The organism is Micromonospora sp. WMMD712, from assembly GCF_029581295.1.
Taxonomy (GTDB): domain Bacteria; phylum Actinomycetota; class Actinomycetes; order Mycobacteriales; family Micromonosporaceae; genus Micromonospora; species Micromonospora carbonacea.
Genome location: NZ_CP120743.1, coordinates 1,152,747 through 1,167,679 on the forward strand (window position 1 = coordinate 1,152,747; position 14,933 = coordinate 1,167,679).

Consider the following 14,933-nt stretch of genomic DNA (forward strand, 5'->3'; position numbering starts at 1 on the left):
AGATGGTCTCCAATTGTAGCGTACGGAGTGACGCGTGAAGATCTTGATGTTCGGCCGGGGCGTCATCAGCGCCGTCTACGGGTGGGCCCTGGAACGGGCCGGGCACCAGGTCGAGTTCTACGTCCGGCCGGGGCGGGCGGCGGCGTACGGGGAGGCGATCGACCTTGATCTGCTCGACGCGCGACGCCTGCCGTGGGGCAAGCGGGTCACCGAGAAGTGGCCGGTGCGCTACCGCGAGTCCCTGGAGCCGGACCACGACTTCGACCTGATCGTGCTGAGCGTGCAGCACTACAACTTCGCGGAGGCCGCAGCCTTCCTCGGGCCACGCGTGGGCGGGGCCACGGTGCTCGTCTTCAACAACCTGTGGGTCGAGCCGCCGACCGCGATCGCGGCGCTCCCCGCGGAGCAGGTTGCCTGGGGCTTCCCCGGGGCCGGCGGCGGGTTCGGCGACGACGGGGTGCTGCGCGGAGCGCTGCTGCCCGTGGTCTTCCTCGGCACCCTCGGCCGACCGCCGACCGCGCGCGAGCGGGCCGTACGCGAACTGTTGCGCGGGGCGGGGCTCCGGATCAACGAGAACCCCGACTTCCGGGGCTGGCTGGCGGTCCACTTCGTGCAGAACGCGGGCCTGCACACGCAGAGCCTGCGGCGCGGCTCGCTGGCCACGATGACGCGCCGCGACGTACGCGAGGCGATCCTCGCCGTCCGCGAACTGCTGCCGCTGGTCGAGGCACGCGGCGTCGAGCTGCGGCGGCACCGGGCCGAGCTGCTGCCGTTCACCGCGCCCCTCTGGCTGGCCGCCCCGGCGCTCGCCTGGCTGCTCGCCTGGTTCCCACCGATGCGCCGGGTCACGTCGGCCCACGCCAACCCCGAGGAGCTGCGCGCCATCTGCCGCGACACGCTGGCCGAAGCGCGCAGGCTCGGAGTTCGGACGCCCCGGCTGGAGGCGGCCGAACCCTACTTCGCCGAGGGGAACCCGGCCGGGGTCGCCGGGACGGACGCGGGGTAGGAAGGCCCCGGCGGCGCAGGGCACTCCGCCCCCGCCCCGCGACGCGATCACTTCGCGTTGAAGTAGTTCGCCTCCGGGTGGTGCACCACGATCGCGTCCGTCGCCTGCTCCGGCACGAGCTGGAACTCCTCCGACAACTCCACCCCGATCCGCTGGGCGCCCAGCAGGTCCACGATCTTCGCCCGGTCCTCCAGGTCCGGGCAGGCCGGGTAGCCGAACGCGTACCGGCAGCCCCGGTAGTCGGTGCGCAGCAGGCCCGCCAGGTCCGCCGGGTCGTCGTCGGCCACCGTACGGCCGCCCGGCAGCGTCAGCTCCGCGCGGATCCGCCGGTGCCAGTACTCCGCCAGGGCCTCGGTGAGCTGCACGGACAGGCCGTGCACCTCCAGATAGTCCCGGTAGGAGTTGCCGGCGAACATCTTCGCCGTGTAGTCGCTGATCGGCTGCCCGACCGTCACCAACTGCAACGCCACCACGTCCGGGCCGTCGCCGCGCGGCCGGAAGAAGTCGGCCAGGCACAACCGCCGCTCCTGCCGCTGCCGGGGGAACGAGAACCGGGCCCGCTCGGTGCGCCCGTCCTCGCCGAGCACCACCAGGTCGTTGCCCTCCGAGTACGCCGGGAAGTAGCCGTACACCACGGCCGCCTCCAGGACCTTGTCGGCGGTCAGCCGGTCCAGCCAGTAGCGCAGCCGGGGCCGCCCCTCGGTCTCCACCAACTCCTCGTACGACGGGCCCTTCCCGCCCCGCGCGCCCCGCAGCCCCCACTGCCCCAGGAACGTCGCCCGCTCGTCCAGCAACGCCGCATAGTCGGCCAGCGGCACACCCCGCACCACCCGCGTGCCGAAGAACGGCGGCGTCGGCACCTCCACGTCGACCGCCACGTCGGAACGCACCGACGCGTCGTCCAACCCCGGCAGCGCGTCACCGACCATCGTCCGCTGCCGCTCCCGGCGCTGCCGCCGCGCCGCCAGGGCCGCCTCCCGCTGCGGGTCCACCACCGGCGCGCCACCCCGCCTGGCCGTCATCACCCGGTCCATCAGCGACAGCCCCTCGAAGGCGTCCCGGGCGTAGTGCACCTGGCCGGGGAACGCCGCCCGCAGGTCGTCCTCCACGTACGCCCGGGTCAGCGCCGCCCCGCCGAGCAGCACCGGCCAGCGCTGCGCCACCCCGCGCTCGGCCATCTCGGCCAGGTTCTCCTTCATGACCACCGTGCTCTTGACCAGCAGCCCCGACATGCCGATCGCGTCGGCCCGGTGCTGCTCGGCCGCGTCGAGGATCGCCGAGATCGGCTGCTTGATGCCGATGTTGACCACCTCGTAGCCGTTGTTGGACAGGATGATGTCGACCAGGTTCTTGCCGATGTCGTGCACGTCGCCCTTGACCGTGGCCAGCACGATCCGGCCCTTGCCGCCGTCGTCGGCCTTCTCCATGTGCGGCTCCAGGTAGGCCACCGCCGTCTTCATCACCTCGGCCGACTGGAGCACGAACGGAAGCTGCATCTGGCCCGAGCCGAACAGCTCCCCGACCACCCGCATGCCGTCCAGCAGCAGGTCGTTGATGATCGACAGCGGCGACCGGCCCTCCGCCATCGCCGCGTCGAGGTCGGCCTCCAGGCCGTTGCGTTCACCGTCGACGATCCGCCGCCGCAGCCGCTCGTCCAGCGGCAGCGCCGCCAGCTCCTCCGCCCGGGTGGCCCGCGCCGACGAGGCGTCCACCCCCTCGAAGACCTCGATGAACCGCTGCACCGGGTCGTGGCCGGCGCGCCGCCGGTCGTACACCAGGTCCAGCGCGGCCTCGCGCTGCTCGTCGGGGATCTTCGACATCGGCAGGATCTTGCTGGCGTGCACGATCGCCGACGTCAGCCCCGCCCGCACGCACTCGTGCAGGAAGACCGAGTTGAGCACCTGCCGGGCCGCCGGGTTCAGCCCGAACGACACGTTCGACACGCCGAGGGTGAAGTTGACCCCCGGCCAGCGCCGCGCGATCTCCCGGATCGCCTCGATCGTCTCGACGCCGTCGCGGCGGGTCTCCTCCTGGCCGGTGGCGATCGGGAACGTCAACGCGTCGATCAGGATGTCGGACCGGCGCAGCCCCCACCGGCCGGTGAGGTCCTCGATCAGCCGCTGCGCGACCCGCACCTTCCACTCGGCCGTGCGGGCCTGCCCCTCCTCGTCGATGAGCAGCGCCACCACGGCCGCCCCGTGCTCGACGACGACCGGCATCACCCGGGCGTAGCGGGAACCCGGCCCGTCGCCGTCCTCGAAGTTGACCGAGTTGACCACGCACCGCCCGCCGAGCATCTCCAGCCCGGCCTCGATCACCGCCGGCTCGGTCGAGTCCAGCATGACCGGCAGCGTGGACGCGGTGGCGAACCGCCCCGCCAGCTCCCGCATGTCCCGGGTGCCGTCGCGGCCCACGTAGTCCACGCACAGGTCCAGCAGGTGCGAGCCGTCCCGGGCCTGACTGCGGGCGATCTCCACGCACGCCTGCCAGTCGCCGGCCAGCATCGCCTCCCGGAACGCCCTCGACCCGTTGGCGTTGGTCCGCTCCCCCACCATCAGCACGCTGGCGTCCTGCGCGAACGGCACGTGGTGGTAGATCGAGGAGACCCCGGCCTCGGGGCGCGGCTCGCGGACGCCCGGCCGCGCCCCGTGCAGCCGCTCGGCGACCAGCCGGATGTGCTCCGGCGTCGTCCCGCAGCACCCGCCGACCAGCGACACCCCGTACTCGGCGACGAACCGCTCCAGCGCGTCGGCCAGCTCCACCGGGGTCAGCGGGTAGACCGCGCCGTCGGCGGTGAGCTGCGGCAGGCCGGCGTTCGGCATCACCGACAGCGGCACCCGGGCGTGCCGGGACAGGTAGCGCAGGTGCTCGGTCATCTCCGCCGGGCCCGTCGCGCAGTTCAGCCCGATCAGGTCGATGCCCAGCGGCTCCAGGGCGGTCAGCGCCGCGCCGATCTCGCTGCCCAGCAGCATCGTGCCGGTGGTCTCCACGGTCACGTGGCAGATCAGCGGCAGGCGCCGCCCGGCCTCGGCCATCGCCCGCCGGGACCCGACGACGGCCGCCTTCACCTGGAGCAGGTCCTGGCAGGTCTCGACGATCAACGCGTCCACGCCACCGGCGAGCAGGCCCGAAGCGTTCTGCTGGTACGCGTCGCGCAGCGTCGCGTACGCGGCGTGCCCGAGGGTGGGCAGCTTCGTGCCGGGGCCGATCGCCCCGAGCACGAGCCGGGGCCGCCCGGCGGCGCCCCACGCGTCGGCGGCCTCCCGGGCGATCCGCGCGCCGGCCTCGGACAGCTCCCCGATCCGGTGCTGGAGGCCGTACTCGCCCAGGTTGGCGAGGTTCGCGCCGAAGGTGTTGGTCTCGACGCAGTCCGCGCCCGCCGCGAGGTAGGCGTCGTGCACCCCACGGATCACGTCCGGGCGGGTGACGTTGAGGATCTCGTTGCAACCCTCGTGCCCCTCGAAGTCGTCCAGGGTCAGCTCGGCCGCCTGGAGCATCGTCCCCATCGCGCCGTCGGCGACGAGGACCCGCTCCGCCAGCACGTCCAGCAGCGAAGTCCGCACGCCACTCAGGGTAGTGCGCGGATCCGGGGGCGGGGGCGGGCCGCCGCGCACCGGGGCCCACGGGCCGGACCGGCGCGGCCGACGGGCCGCATCCGGCCCCGACACGTAGGCTGACGGACGTGAAGGACATCAGGGACGTCACCGGGCCCGGCAGGCGGACGACCGGGCCGCAGCCCGGGACCGCCCGCCGACGACAAGGTGAGGTGACGGCATGACCGAGTTCGACGGACTGCCGGTGCTGCGGTCCCCCGTGGCCATCGCCGCTTTCGAGGGCTGGAACGACGCCGCGGACGCCTCCACCGCGGCGGTCGAGCACCTGGAACAGGTCTGGCAGGCGCGGCAGGTCACCGAGCTGGACCCGGAGGACTTCTACGACTTCCAGGTCAGCCGGCCGACGATCACGATGGCCGACGGCGAGACCCGCCGGGTCGAGTGGCCCACCACCCGGTTCATGGTGGCCAGCCCCGAGGGCACCGAGCGGGACGTGGTGCTGATCCGGGGCATCGAGCCGAGCATGCGCTGGCGCACGTTCTGCGAACAGGTGCTGGAGATCTGCCACAGCCTGGAGGTCGAACGGGTGGTGCTGCTCGGCGCGCTGCTGGCCGACGTGCCGTACACCCGGCCCCTGCCGATCAGCGGCAGCGCCTCCGACGCGGAGGCCGCCCGCCGCTACCAGCTCACCCCCACCCGCTACGACGGCCCCACCGGCATCGTCGGGGTGCTGCACGACGCCTGCACCCGCGCCGAGGTCGACGCCGTGTCCTTCTGGGTGCACGTGCCGCACTACGCGAACAACCCGCCGTGCCCCAAGGCCACCCTCGCGCTGCTGCACCGGGTCGAGGAGGTGCTCGACCTGCCGGTGCCGATGGCCGACCTGGCGGAGGAGGCGGCGGAGTGGGAACAGCGGGTGCGCGGGGCCGCCGAGCAGGACGCCGAGCTGGGGGAATACGTGCGCGAGCTGGAGGAACGCGTCGGCGACGCGGGCATCACCCCGCTGACCGGGGACGAGATCGCCCAGGAGTTCGAGAAGTACCTGCGCCGGCGCGGCGGTTCCGCCGGCCCCACCGCCGGCTCCTGGTAGCCGGATCCACTCCGAGAGCCCCCGGACCGCCTGGTCCGGGGGCTCTCGCGGGTTCGGGGTGGCGCGCTCACACCCCGTGGGGCATCCTAGGAACCTAGCTGTGATCTCCAGGAGGAGCCATGCAGATCAACCCGGGTGCCGCCGAGTTCCCGCACCGGCAGATCGCCGCGCAGCTCAAGGCCCAGGTGCGCCGCGGCGACTGGGGGCCGGGCGAGCGGCTGCCGTCCATCCCGGCCATCGCCGAGATGTTCGGCGTCGCCAAGCAGACCGTGCAGCGCGCCGTCGACCAGCTGCGGGTCGAGGGCATCCTGATCACCAAGCCCGGCTCCGGCACGTACGTCAGGGGCACCCGACGCCGGCTCAACCGCCTCTCCCGGGGCCGGTACGGCGGATTCCGCGGCTACCACACGGACCTGGCCGCCCGGTACCGTCAGCAGCTCGTCTCCGTCGGCCGCGCCCCCGCCCCGCCCGAGGTGGCCGACGCGTTCGGCGTCGCCGACGGCACCGAGCTGCTCTGCCGCCGCCACCTCGTCCGCACCGAGGACTCCCCCGTCGAGGTGGGCGCCTCCTGGTTCCTCCCGGCCGACACCGCCGGCACCACGCTGGAACGGGGCGAGGCGTTCGGCCGGCCCCTCTACCAGGAGGCGGAGGAGGCCACCGGCCGGCAGTACGTCACCGCCACCGACACCATCACCGCCCGCCAGCCCAGCCGCGAGGAGGCGGAGACCCTCCAGATCCGCCCCGACACCCCCGTGCTGCACCTGCTGCACGTCGCCTACGACGCCCGGCGCAAGCCCATCGAGGTCGCCCAGGCCACCTGGCCCGGCCCGATGACGACCCTCACCGAGGAATACAAGATCCCGGCTCCCGCCCCGACCCCCGACCCGGATCCGGGCCTGATCCTGGGCTAGCCCCCTGCCCCTCCCCTGCGCGATCCCCGCGCCTCCCCCTCCGGCCCCGCCCCGGTGATCAAGGGGTTTGCGTCACCGTGGAGATCGACGCTGACGCAGTTCTCTTGACCACCGGGGCGGGAGGGGGCGAGGAGGCGACAGGGGGTGGCGGTTGGGGTGGGGTCAGAGGCGGATGCCGAGGAGGGCGTCGACGGTCGTGGCGAAGAGGGCCGGGGCCTCGGGATCCGTGCCCGTGCCGGCGAGGGCACGCTCCGCCCAGTCGTCGGCGAGCGCGAGCGCGCCCGGGGTGTCCAGGTCGTCGCCGAGGCGCTCGCGTACCTCCGCCAGGAAGTCCTCGCCGGACGGCCCGGACGGCGCGGCGGCGGCCCGCCGCCAGCGGGCCAGGCGCTCCTGGGCGGCGGCGAGCAGCTCGTCGGTCCAGGTGCGGTCGGCGCGGTAGTGGCCGGCCATCAGCCCCAGCCGGACCGCCATCGGGTCCACCAGGTCGGCCCGCAGCCGGGAGACGAAGACCAGGTTGCCCTTGGACTTCGACATCTTCTCGCCGTTCAGGCCGATCATGCCGGCGTGCACGTAGTGGGTCGCGAAAGGCGACCGGCCGGTGAGCCGCTCGGCGTGCGCGGCGGAACACTCGTGGTGCGGGAAGAGCAGGTCGTTGCCGCCGCCCTGCACGTCGATCGACTCGCCGAGCAGGTTCAGCGCGATCACCGCGCACTCGATGTGCCAGCCGGGGCGGCCCGGGCCGAGGTCGCCGCCGGACCAGGACGGCTCGCCCTCGCGGGCGCCCCGCCACAGCAGCGGGTCCAGGGGGTCGCGCTTGCCGGCCCGCTCCGGGTCACCCCCGCGCTCGGGGAAGATCTCCTGCATCTCGGCGCGGGACAGGTTGGACTCGTAGCCGAACTCCGGCGCGGCGGCGACGTCGAAGTAGACGTCCCCGGTGCCGTCGTCGAGCCGGTACGCGGCGCCGTCCTTGAGCAGGGTGAGGACCTTGTCGGCGATGTCGGGGATCGACTCGACCGCGCCGACGTAGTGCGCCGGCGGGATCATCCGCAACGCCTCCATGTCCTCGCGGAACAGCGCGGTCTCCCGCATCGCCAGGACCTTCCAGTCCTCGCCGTCGCGCTCGGCCCGCTCCAGCAGCGGATCGTCGATGTCGGTGACGTTCTGCACGTAGCGCACCGTCAGGCCCGCGTCCAGCCACATCCGCTGCACCAGATCGAAAGTGATCATGGTGGCGGCGTGGCCGAGGTGCGTGGCATCGTACGGGGTGATGCCGCAGACGTACATGGTGGCCACGTCGCCGGGCCGACTGGGATGGGCACCGCGTCGCGCCGAGTCGAACAATGTCAGCGGGCCACCCCTGCCGGGCAGCCGTGGCACCTCATGTCCCGTCCAAGACTCCATGACCGTCAGCCTAGCCAGCCGCCCCGCGCGCCGGACCCGCCCCACGGGTGACCAACGCGACAACCGCTCACGTCCCTGCTGGGCGGCGCGGTCGGGCCTGCCGGACCGTCGGAACCGACGGCTACATCGGCGGCCAGGGCATCGCCGGCCAGTCCTGCGGCGGCTGGGGGAACCGGCCGCCGTCGCGCAACCGGCCCACCCGTGCCGTCAGCTCGGCGACCTCGCGGATCGTCAGGTGCTCGGCGAGCTCCTCACCCAGCTCCCCGCCGAGCCGGACCGCCAGGTCGGCGAGCATCTCCAGCGCGTCCGGCGGCAGCTCCCGGCCGGCCCAGCCCCAGAGCACGGTGCGCAGCTTGTCCTCCACGTGGAAGCTCACCCCGTGGTCGACGCCGTAGAGCCGGTCGTCCGCGCCGAGCAGCACGTGGCCGCCCTTGCGGTCCGCGTTGTTGATGACCGCGTCGAGCACCGCCAGCCGGGCCAGGCGCGGGTCGTCGGCGTGGGCAAGCGCGTACGCGGCGCCGTCGTCGTCCCGGGCCGCCGCGACCGGGAACCAGCGCGGCGGCACCGCCTCCGCCGGCACGAAGCCGACCAGCGGCTCGGCGTCGTCGGGCTCGTCGATCCACAGTTGACAGGAGCCCGGCCCGAACGGGCCGTCGCGCAGCACCGTCGGCGGGACCAGGTCCCAACCCGTGGCCCGGGAGACCAGGTACGCCGAGACCTCCCGGCCGGCGAGGGTGCCGTCCGGGAAGTCCCAGAGGGGACGCTCGCCGCGCACCGGCTTGTAGACGCAGCGGGCACTCGCCCCGTCGAGCGTGAGCGCACCGAGCAGCGTCGCGTTCGACGCGTCGACCAGCCGGCCCTCGACGGTCAGCTCACCGTCACGGAGCAGCCGTAGCGTCGCCGCGTCGTCCTGTCGACGTTCGAGTTCCGACGAGGTCACCGGTGATAACCGTTGTGCCGCGGGCAGAGGTGCCCGGCGGGATCCAGCGGCTGGCCGCAGAGCGGGCAGGGCGGACGGCCGGCGTTGACCACCCGGCGGGCCCGCTCGATGAACTCGCGGGTCGCCTCGGGGGTCAACCGGACCCGCAACCGGTCCAGGTCCTCGTCCGGCTCCTCGTCGTCGTCCTCGTCGTCGTCTTCGTCCTCGTCGCCGCCCAGCTCGACCTCGGCCTCCGCCTCCCCGGCGGCGATCGCCTCGATCACGACGGTCGCGGTGTCGACGTCGAAGGCCAGCCCGAGGGTGCCCACGCGGAACTCCTCGTCGACCGGCGTGTCCAGTGGATCGTTGTCACCCACGGAGGCCACCGCCTCGGGCAGCTGCACGCCGAATCGGCGCTGTGCCTCGGTGAGCAGCTCCTCCAGCTTCTCGGCGAGCAACGACACCTGGACCTTCTCCAGCGCGACGCTGACCAGCCGGCCTCCGCCGCGGGCCTGCAGGAAGAACGTGCGCTCCCCGGGCGGCCCGACGGTCCCGGCGACGAACCGCTCCGGCGGCTCGAAGGCGTGCACCTGGTGGGTCATACCCACGACCCTATCCGGCGCGCCACAGCGTCGCGCACCCCACCGACCCGGAATCGCGCGCCCGCGCCGCACCGGTCGCGCCGCCCGGCCCGCCCGCCGGGGAGGACGCCCGTCGCCGGCCTCACCGCCCGGCCCCCGCTCCCCCGCCGACCGCAGCGTCCGACTCCGCCGGCCGCGCGGACCGCCGCCGTCGCTTGCGCGGCGGCGGCACCAGCCCGGCCAGGTCGCCGCCGGTATCGTTGAGCCGCAGCAGGAAGGGCCGCAGCGGCGTGTACCGGATCGCCGTGACCGACGCCGGGTCCGCGACGATGCGCTGAAAAAGATCCAGGTGTACGCCGAGCGCGTCCGCGACGATGGCCTTGATCACGTCGCCGTGGCTGCACGCCAGCCAGACCGCCTCGGGGCCGTGCTCGGCGGTGATCCGGGCGTCCCAGGAGCGCACCGTGGCCACGGCGCGGGCCGCCATCGCCGCCATGGCCTCCCCGTCGGGGAAGACGGCGGCGCTGGGGTGCTGCTGGACCACCGGCCAGAGCGGCTCCTTGGCGAGCTTCTTGAGCGGCTGCCCCTCCCAACTGCCGTACCCGCACTCGATCAGCCCCTCGTCCACCGTCGGCGCGGCCTGCGGCAGAGCCAGTTCCAGGGTCTGCCGGCACCGGATCAGCGGGCTGGTCACCACCGCCGCGAGGGGCAGCCCACGCAGCCGCTCACCCGCCGCCGTCGCCTGGGCCCGGCCCGTGTCGTCCAGCTCGACGGGCTGCCGCCCGGCCAGGCCGCCGTCGGCGTTCGCGGTGGTGCGGCCGTGCCGCAGGAGGAGAAGAGTCGCCACGCTGCCCACCCTAGGCGGCCGTACGGACCGGAACAGGGCGAGGGGTTGCCGGACCACTCCATCTCGGGCAGGTGGCGGCATCCCGCCGCCGGTTGATACCGCCACCTGCCCGACATCCCCTCACCCCTCCACCCGGATGGGCGGATCGTCCGACTCTGGCGGGGCAGCTCAGCCCGGCCCGTCGGCGGGACTGGGTTGATCGACTTCATGTCGGGCGGATGGGGGTATCCCGGCCCGTTGATGCCCCCACTTGCCCGTCATCCCGTCACGCCCCTACCAGGATGGGCGGATTGTCCGACCTCGGCGGGGCGGGGCGTGGGGTGGTCGTGGGGTGTGGGTGCGGGGCGTGGGCGTCGAGGCCGGCACCCGGTCCGGGCGTGGGGACGGGGTGGGGTGGCCGGCGGCAACCCGTGGGCCGGAATCTCGACGGGGTCGGGGTCGTTACACCTGACGCACGACCGAAGCAGCACCCCCCAGACCCCCCGACCCAGCAGCCCTCGACCCCCAGGAGTGGTGGCCGGTCGCCGGGAATGGGGGCGGGTCGCCGGTCGTTACACCTGGACCCGGGCCGGCACCACACGGCAGCTGGCCTGGTCCTCCCTCGTCTTTCCCCCCGTTTGTTCGTTGTTCGGGCGCCTCGACGTGGTGCTCGCACACCCCCGTACCGCCCCCGTTCGGGGCGTGAGGGTGTGCCGACCCCCGGATTGGAGTCACCCCTGATGAACACGACCATCCTGCGTAAGAGCGTCCTCGGCATCGCCGGACTCGCCTTCGCCGGTGGCCTCGCCGCCGGCCCCCTCCACCACACCACCACCGACACCGGCACCGGTGAGGCGCGGCCCGTCGCCGCCGTCCAGGCCGACAAGACCGACAAGACCGCTGGCGTGGACGCCGGGAAGCTCATCCCCCACGGCGTGCAGGGCGCGCAGTCGCGCATCGACCTCGACCCGGAGCAGACCGCCAACGTCAAGGCCATCATCGCCGCCACGAAGAAGGCCGGCCTGGACGAGCGCGCCGCGGTCATCTCGATCGGCACGGCGTTGCAGGAGTCGAAGCTGGAGAACCTGGGTCACCTGGGTGACCGCAACGACCACGACTCCCTCGGCCTGTTCCAGCAGCGTCCCTCCAGCGGCTGGGGCTCGCCCGAGCAGATCACCGACCCCGAATACGCGACGACGGCGTTCCTCAAGGGCCTGCGACAGGTCGACGGCTGGCAGAACATGGCCCTGACCGACGCCGCCCAGACCGTCCAGGTGTCGGCCTACCCCGACGCCTACGCGCAGTGGGAACAGCAGGCCGCCGACCTCGTCACCCAACACTGGAACAGCTGACACCACGTACACACGCTGCCGGCCGGGCCCCCGAACACCAGGAGCCCGGCCGGTAGCGTCCTTACCGGTGGCGCCCCGACCCTCGGCGGCCCCGCCCAGTCGGGGTGTTAACAAGGGGCCCTTCCGCTACAGAAAGCGTTAACAAGGGGCCCTTCCTTGCACCTAGGTGGCGGCGATCGTGCCCGTCATCAGGAGGGCGAGCACGAGGGTGCCGAGGGCGACCCGGTACAGCACGAAGACGTACAGGGTGTGGTGGGCGACGTAGCGCAGCAGCCAGGCGATCGCCGCGTAGCCGATGACGAAGGCGATGAGCGTGGCCACCACCATCTGCGCCCCGCTCGGCGCGGACGTCCCCGGCGCGGACGGCTCAAAGACGTCCCCGACGCTGAAGATGCCGGACATCACGACCGCCGGGATGGCGAGCAGGAACGAGTACCGGGCCGCCGCCTCCCGGGTGAGGTTGAGCAGCAGGCCGGCGGTGAGCGTGCCGCCGGAGCGGGACACCCCGGGGATCAGCGCCATCGCCTGGGCGAAGCCCATCACGATGCCGTCGCGCATCCGGAAGTTCTCCAGGGTGCGGCTCTGCCGCCCCCAGTACTCGGCGAAGGCCAGCACGAACGCGAAGACGATCAGCGTGGTGGCGACCACCCACAGGTTGCGCCCGGCGGTGCGGATCTGGTCCTTGAACAGGAAGCCGAACAGCCCGATCGGGATCGAGCCGACGATCACGTACCAGCCCATCCGGTAGTCGAGGCTGGCACGCACCGAACGGTCCCAGAGCCCGACGATCCAGGTCCGGGTGATCCGCCAGATGTCCTTGGCGAAGTAGATCAGCACGGCCGCCTCGGTGCCGAGCTGCGTGACGGCGGTGAACGACGCGCCGGCGTCCCGGCCGAAGAAGATCGCCGAGGTGATCCGCAGGTGCCCCGACGAGCTGACCGGGAGGAACTCCGTGAGCCCCTGGACGACGCCCAGGACGATGGCCTCGATCCAGGTCACTCGCCGACCCCGGACATCTCGAGGGCCTCGGCGACGGTGCGCAGCGTCTGCACGCCGCTGTCGCGGTCGGCGACGAAGAGGGTCACCGACAGGGTGGTGACGCCGGCGGCGGCGTACTCGCGCAGGCGCTCGGCGATGCGCTCCCTGGGGCCGAGCAGCGAGGTGCGGTCGATGAACTCCATCGGCACGGCGGCGGCCGCGTCGCGCTGCCGCTTGGCCAGGTAGAGGTCCTGCACCTCGCGGGCGGCGTCGCCGTAGCCCATCCGGGTGGCGAGCTGGTTGTAGAAGTTCTGCTGCCGGCTGCCCATCCCGCCGACGTAGAGGGCGGCGTACCAGCGGACCAGCTCGGCGCAGGTGGCGACGTCGTCGCCGACGACCACCGGCACCGACGGCACGACGTCGAAGCCGGCCAGTTCCTTGCCGGCCTTCGCCCGCCCGGCGGCCACGGCGGCGAGCTGCTCGTCGGCGAACTCGGGGGCGTAGAAGACGGCCAGCCAGCCGTCGGCGATCTCGCCGGCCAGCTCCAGGTTCTTCGGGCCGACGGCGGCGAGGTAGATCGGGACCTGTTCGCGCGGCGGGTGGAAGCCCAGTCGCAGCGCCTTGCCGGGGCCGTCGGGCAGCGGCAGGGTGTAGAAATCGCCGTCGTACGCGACCTCCTTGCGGGCGACGGCGAGCTTGACGATGTCGACGTACTCGCGGGTGCGGGCGAGGGGCTTGGCGAAGCGCACCCCGTGCCAGCCCTCGGAGACCTGGGGGCCGGAGACGCCCAGGCCGAGCCGGAACCGGCCGCCGGAGAGGGCGTCGATGGTCGCCGCCGTCATGGCGGTCATGGCCGGGGTCCGGGCGGGGATCTGCATCACCGCGCTGCCGATGTCGATTCGTTCGGTCTGGCCGGCGATCCAGGCCAGCATGCTCGGCGAGTCGGAGCCGTACGCCTCCGCCGCCCACACCACCGAGTAGCCGAGCCGGTCGGCCTCCTGGGCGAGCGCCAGGTGGTCGGCGGGTGTGCTCCACGCCGTCTGGTATCCGAGACTGAGCCCGAGTCGCACTGGTCCTCCCCCATCGGCGCACCACAGGTCGCATCAGGTTACGCAATGCGGGCGGCCCGGCCGATCACCGGCTCACCCCGAACGCGCCGCGCGGCCGGGGGTGGGTGTCGCCCGGAGGGCGAGCAGGAACTTGACGGGAGCGAGGATATCCGTGGCGGCGGGTTCGAAATAAGGTTCACCCATGCAACAGCGACCGCTCGGCCGAAGCGGGCTGGCGGTTTCCCGGCTCGCGCTCGGCACCATGACCTGGGGCCGGGACACCGACGCCGACGACGCGGCCGCCCAGCTGAAGAGCTTTCTCGACGCGGGCGGCAACCTGGTGGACACCGCCGACGTGTACGGCGACGGTGACGCGGAGTCGGTCATCGGGTCGCTGCTGGGCAGCCTGGTCCCCCGCGACGAGCTGCTGATCGCGACGAAGGCGGGGCTGCGGCCGGGCAGCGGCCGACGCCGGGACGGCTCCCGGGGCCACCTGCTGCGGACCCTGGACGCCTCGCTGCGCCGGCTCGGCACGGACCACGTCGACCTGTGGCAGGTCCACGGGTACGACCCGGACACGCCCCTGGAGGAGACCCTCGCGGCGTTGGATCACGCGGTGGCCAGTGGCCGGGTCCGCTACGTCGGGGTGTCGAACTTCTCGGGCTGGCAGACGGCGCGGGCGGCGGCCTGGCAGGCGGCCTGGCCGGGGCGGGCCCCGGTGGTGGCCGCCCAGGTGGAGTATTCGCTGCTGGAGCGGGGCGTGGAGCGGGAGGTGCTGCCGGCGTGCGCGGCCCTGGGGCTCGGGGTGCTGCCCTGGTCGCCGCTGGGCCGGGGGGTGCTCACCGGCAAGTACCGGCACGGCCGGCCGGCGGACTCGCGGGCCGCGTCGCCGCACTTCGAGCCGTTCGTGGCGACGTACCTGGAGCCGCGCTGCTCCAGCATCGTGGAGGCGGTGGCCACGGCGGCCGGGGGGCTGGGCGTGTCGCCGCTGGAGGTGGCGCTCGCGTGGATCCGGGACCGGCCGGGCGTGACGGCGCCGATCCTGGGCGCGCGGACGGTCGGGCAGTTGCTGGGCGCGCTCCAGGTGGAGCGGATGACGCTGCCGGCGGAGATCATCGTCGCGCTCGACGACGTGTCGGCGGTGCCGGTGGGCTATCCCGAGCGGGACGGCTGAGCGGGCCCGGCCGGGCCCGGGGCGCGACGGGCCGGGCTGGCGGGACGGGTCGGGCGGGGTGGCGGACGGTCGCCTGGCTGGGCAGCATGGAC

Annotated in this window: 12 protein-coding genes; 5 read left to right on the forward strand and 7 right to left on the reverse strand. The window is 73.4% G+C overall.

Annotation, left to right across the window (positions count from 1 at the left end):
* Positions 1 to 34: 34 nt before the first annotated feature.
* The gene (locus O7633_RS04645) at positions 35 to 1,006 is read left to right on the forward strand and encodes a 2-dehydropantoate 2-reductase N-terminal domain-containing protein (protein ID WP_282326260.1); all 972 of its coding nucleotides are present in this window, start codon (positions 35 to 37) and stop codon (positions 1,004 to 1,006) included.
* Positions 1,007 to 1,053: 47 nt separating this feature from the next.
* On the opposite strand, the gene metH is transcribed toward O7633_RS04645, so the two are convergent.
* On the reverse strand, positions 1,054 to 4,569 hold the full coding sequence (gene metH / locus O7633_RS04650) for a methionine synthase (protein WP_282326261.1): 3,516 nt from the start codon (positions 4,567 to 4,569) through the stop codon (positions 1,054 to 1,056).
* A gap of 211 nt (positions 4,570 to 4,780) precedes the next feature.
* Between metH and O7633_RS04655 the strand changes: the two genes are divergently transcribed.
* The gene (locus O7633_RS04655) at positions 4,781 to 5,650 is read left to right on the forward strand and encodes a PAC2 family protein (RefSeq protein WP_043968784.1); all 870 of its coding nucleotides are present in this window, start codon (positions 4,781 to 4,783) and stop codon (positions 5,648 to 5,650) included.
* A gap of 119 nt (positions 5,651 to 5,769) precedes the next feature.
* On the forward strand, positions 5,770 to 6,561 hold the full coding sequence (locus tag O7633_RS04660) for a GntR family transcriptional regulator (RefSeq protein ID WP_282326262.1): 792 nt from the start codon (positions 5,770 to 5,772) through the stop codon (positions 6,559 to 6,561).
* A gap of 162 nt (positions 6,562 to 6,723) precedes the next feature.
* On the opposite strand, the gene mshC is transcribed toward O7633_RS04660, so the two are convergent.
* The 4 genes from mshC to O7633_RS04680 form a co-directional block, all read right to left on the reverse strand.
* Positions 6,724 to 7,962, reverse strand: coding sequence for a cysteine--1-D-myo-inosityl 2-amino-2-deoxy-alpha-D-glucopyranoside ligase (gene mshC, locus O7633_RS04665; protein WP_282326263.1), 1,239 nt, complete (start codon positions 7,960 to 7,962; stop codon positions 6,724 to 6,726).
* Positions 7,963 to 8,083: 121 nt separating this feature from the next.
* Positions 8,084 to 8,902, reverse strand: a complete 819-nt coding sequence (locus O7633_RS04670; protein ID WP_178065152.1) for an SCO1664 family protein — start codon at positions 8,900 to 8,902, stop codon at positions 8,084 to 8,086.
* Positions 8,899 to 9,483 (reverse strand): DUF3090 domain-containing protein, encoded by a 585-nt coding sequence (locus tag O7633_RS04675; protein WP_074477145.1) that lies wholly within the window; start codon positions 9,481 to 9,483, stop codon positions 8,899 to 8,901. The genes O7633_RS04670 and O7633_RS04675 overlap by 4 nt, the downstream gene beginning before the upstream one ends.
* Positions 9,484 to 9,604: 121 nt before the next feature.
* On the reverse strand, positions 9,605 to 10,318 hold the full coding sequence (locus O7633_RS04680; protein WP_178065151.1) for a histidine phosphatase family protein: 714 nt from the start codon (positions 10,316 to 10,318) through the stop codon (positions 9,605 to 9,607).
* Positions 10,319 to 11,028: 710 nt separating this feature from the next.
* On the opposite strand from O7633_RS04680, the gene O7633_RS04685 reads away from it, so the two are divergent.
* Positions 11,029 to 11,640, forward strand: a complete 612-nt coding sequence (locus tag O7633_RS04685) for a hypothetical protein (RefSeq protein ID WP_282326264.1) — start codon at positions 11,029 to 11,031, stop codon at positions 11,638 to 11,640.
* Between the two features lie 162 nt (positions 11,641 to 11,802).
* On the opposite strand, the gene O7633_RS04690 is transcribed toward O7633_RS04685, so the two are convergent.
* Positions 11,803 to 12,639: an undecaprenyl-diphosphate phosphatase gene (locus O7633_RS04690; protein WP_077939957.1), complete on the reverse strand. Its 837-nt coding sequence runs from the start codon at positions 12,637 to 12,639 to the stop codon at positions 11,803 to 11,805.
* Positions 12,636 to 13,688, reverse strand: coding sequence for an LLM class F420-dependent oxidoreductase (locus O7633_RS04695; RefSeq protein ID WP_282326268.1), 1,053 nt, complete (start codon positions 13,686 to 13,688; stop codon positions 12,636 to 12,638). The genes O7633_RS04690 and O7633_RS04695 overlap by 4 nt, the downstream gene beginning before the upstream one ends.
* 181 nt (positions 13,689 to 13,869) lie before the next feature.
* Between O7633_RS04695 and O7633_RS04700 the strand changes: the two genes are divergently transcribed.
* Positions 13,870 to 14,841 carry an aldo/keto reductase gene (locus O7633_RS04700; protein ID WP_043968769.1) on the forward strand — a complete coding sequence of 324 codons (972 nt, stop codon included), beginning with the start codon at positions 13,870 to 13,872 and terminating at the stop codon, positions 14,839 to 14,841.
* The last annotated feature ends 92 nt before the right edge of the window (positions 14,842 to 14,933 follow it).

What these genes read in the sequence shown, in the direction of transcription:
- O7633_RS04655 (WP_043968784.1), top strand. Translation starts at nt 4,781, where the DNA reads ATGACCGAGTTCGACGGACTGCCGGTGCTGCGGTCCCCCGTGGCCATC.
- O7633_RS04660 (WP_282326262.1), top strand. Translation starts at nt 5,770, where the DNA reads ATGCAGATCAACCCGGGTGCCGCCGAGTTCCCGCACCGGCAGATCGCC.
- mshC (WP_282326263.1), bottom strand. Translation starts at nt 7,962, where the DNA reads ATGGAGTCTTGGACGGGACATGAGGTGCCACGGCTGCCCGGCAGGGGT.
- O7633_RS04675 (WP_074477145.1), bottom strand. Translation starts at nt 9,483, where the DNA reads ATGACCCACCAGGTGCACGCCTTCGAGCCGCCGGAGCGGTTCGTCGCC.
- O7633_RS04685 (WP_282326264.1), top strand. Translation starts at nt 11,029, where the DNA reads ATGAACACGACCATCCTGCGTAAGAGCGTCCTCGGCATCGCCGGACTC.
- O7633_RS04700 (WP_043968769.1), top strand. Translation starts at nt 13,870, where the DNA reads ATGCAACAGCGACCGCTCGGCCGAAGCGGGCTGGCGGTTTCCCGGCTC.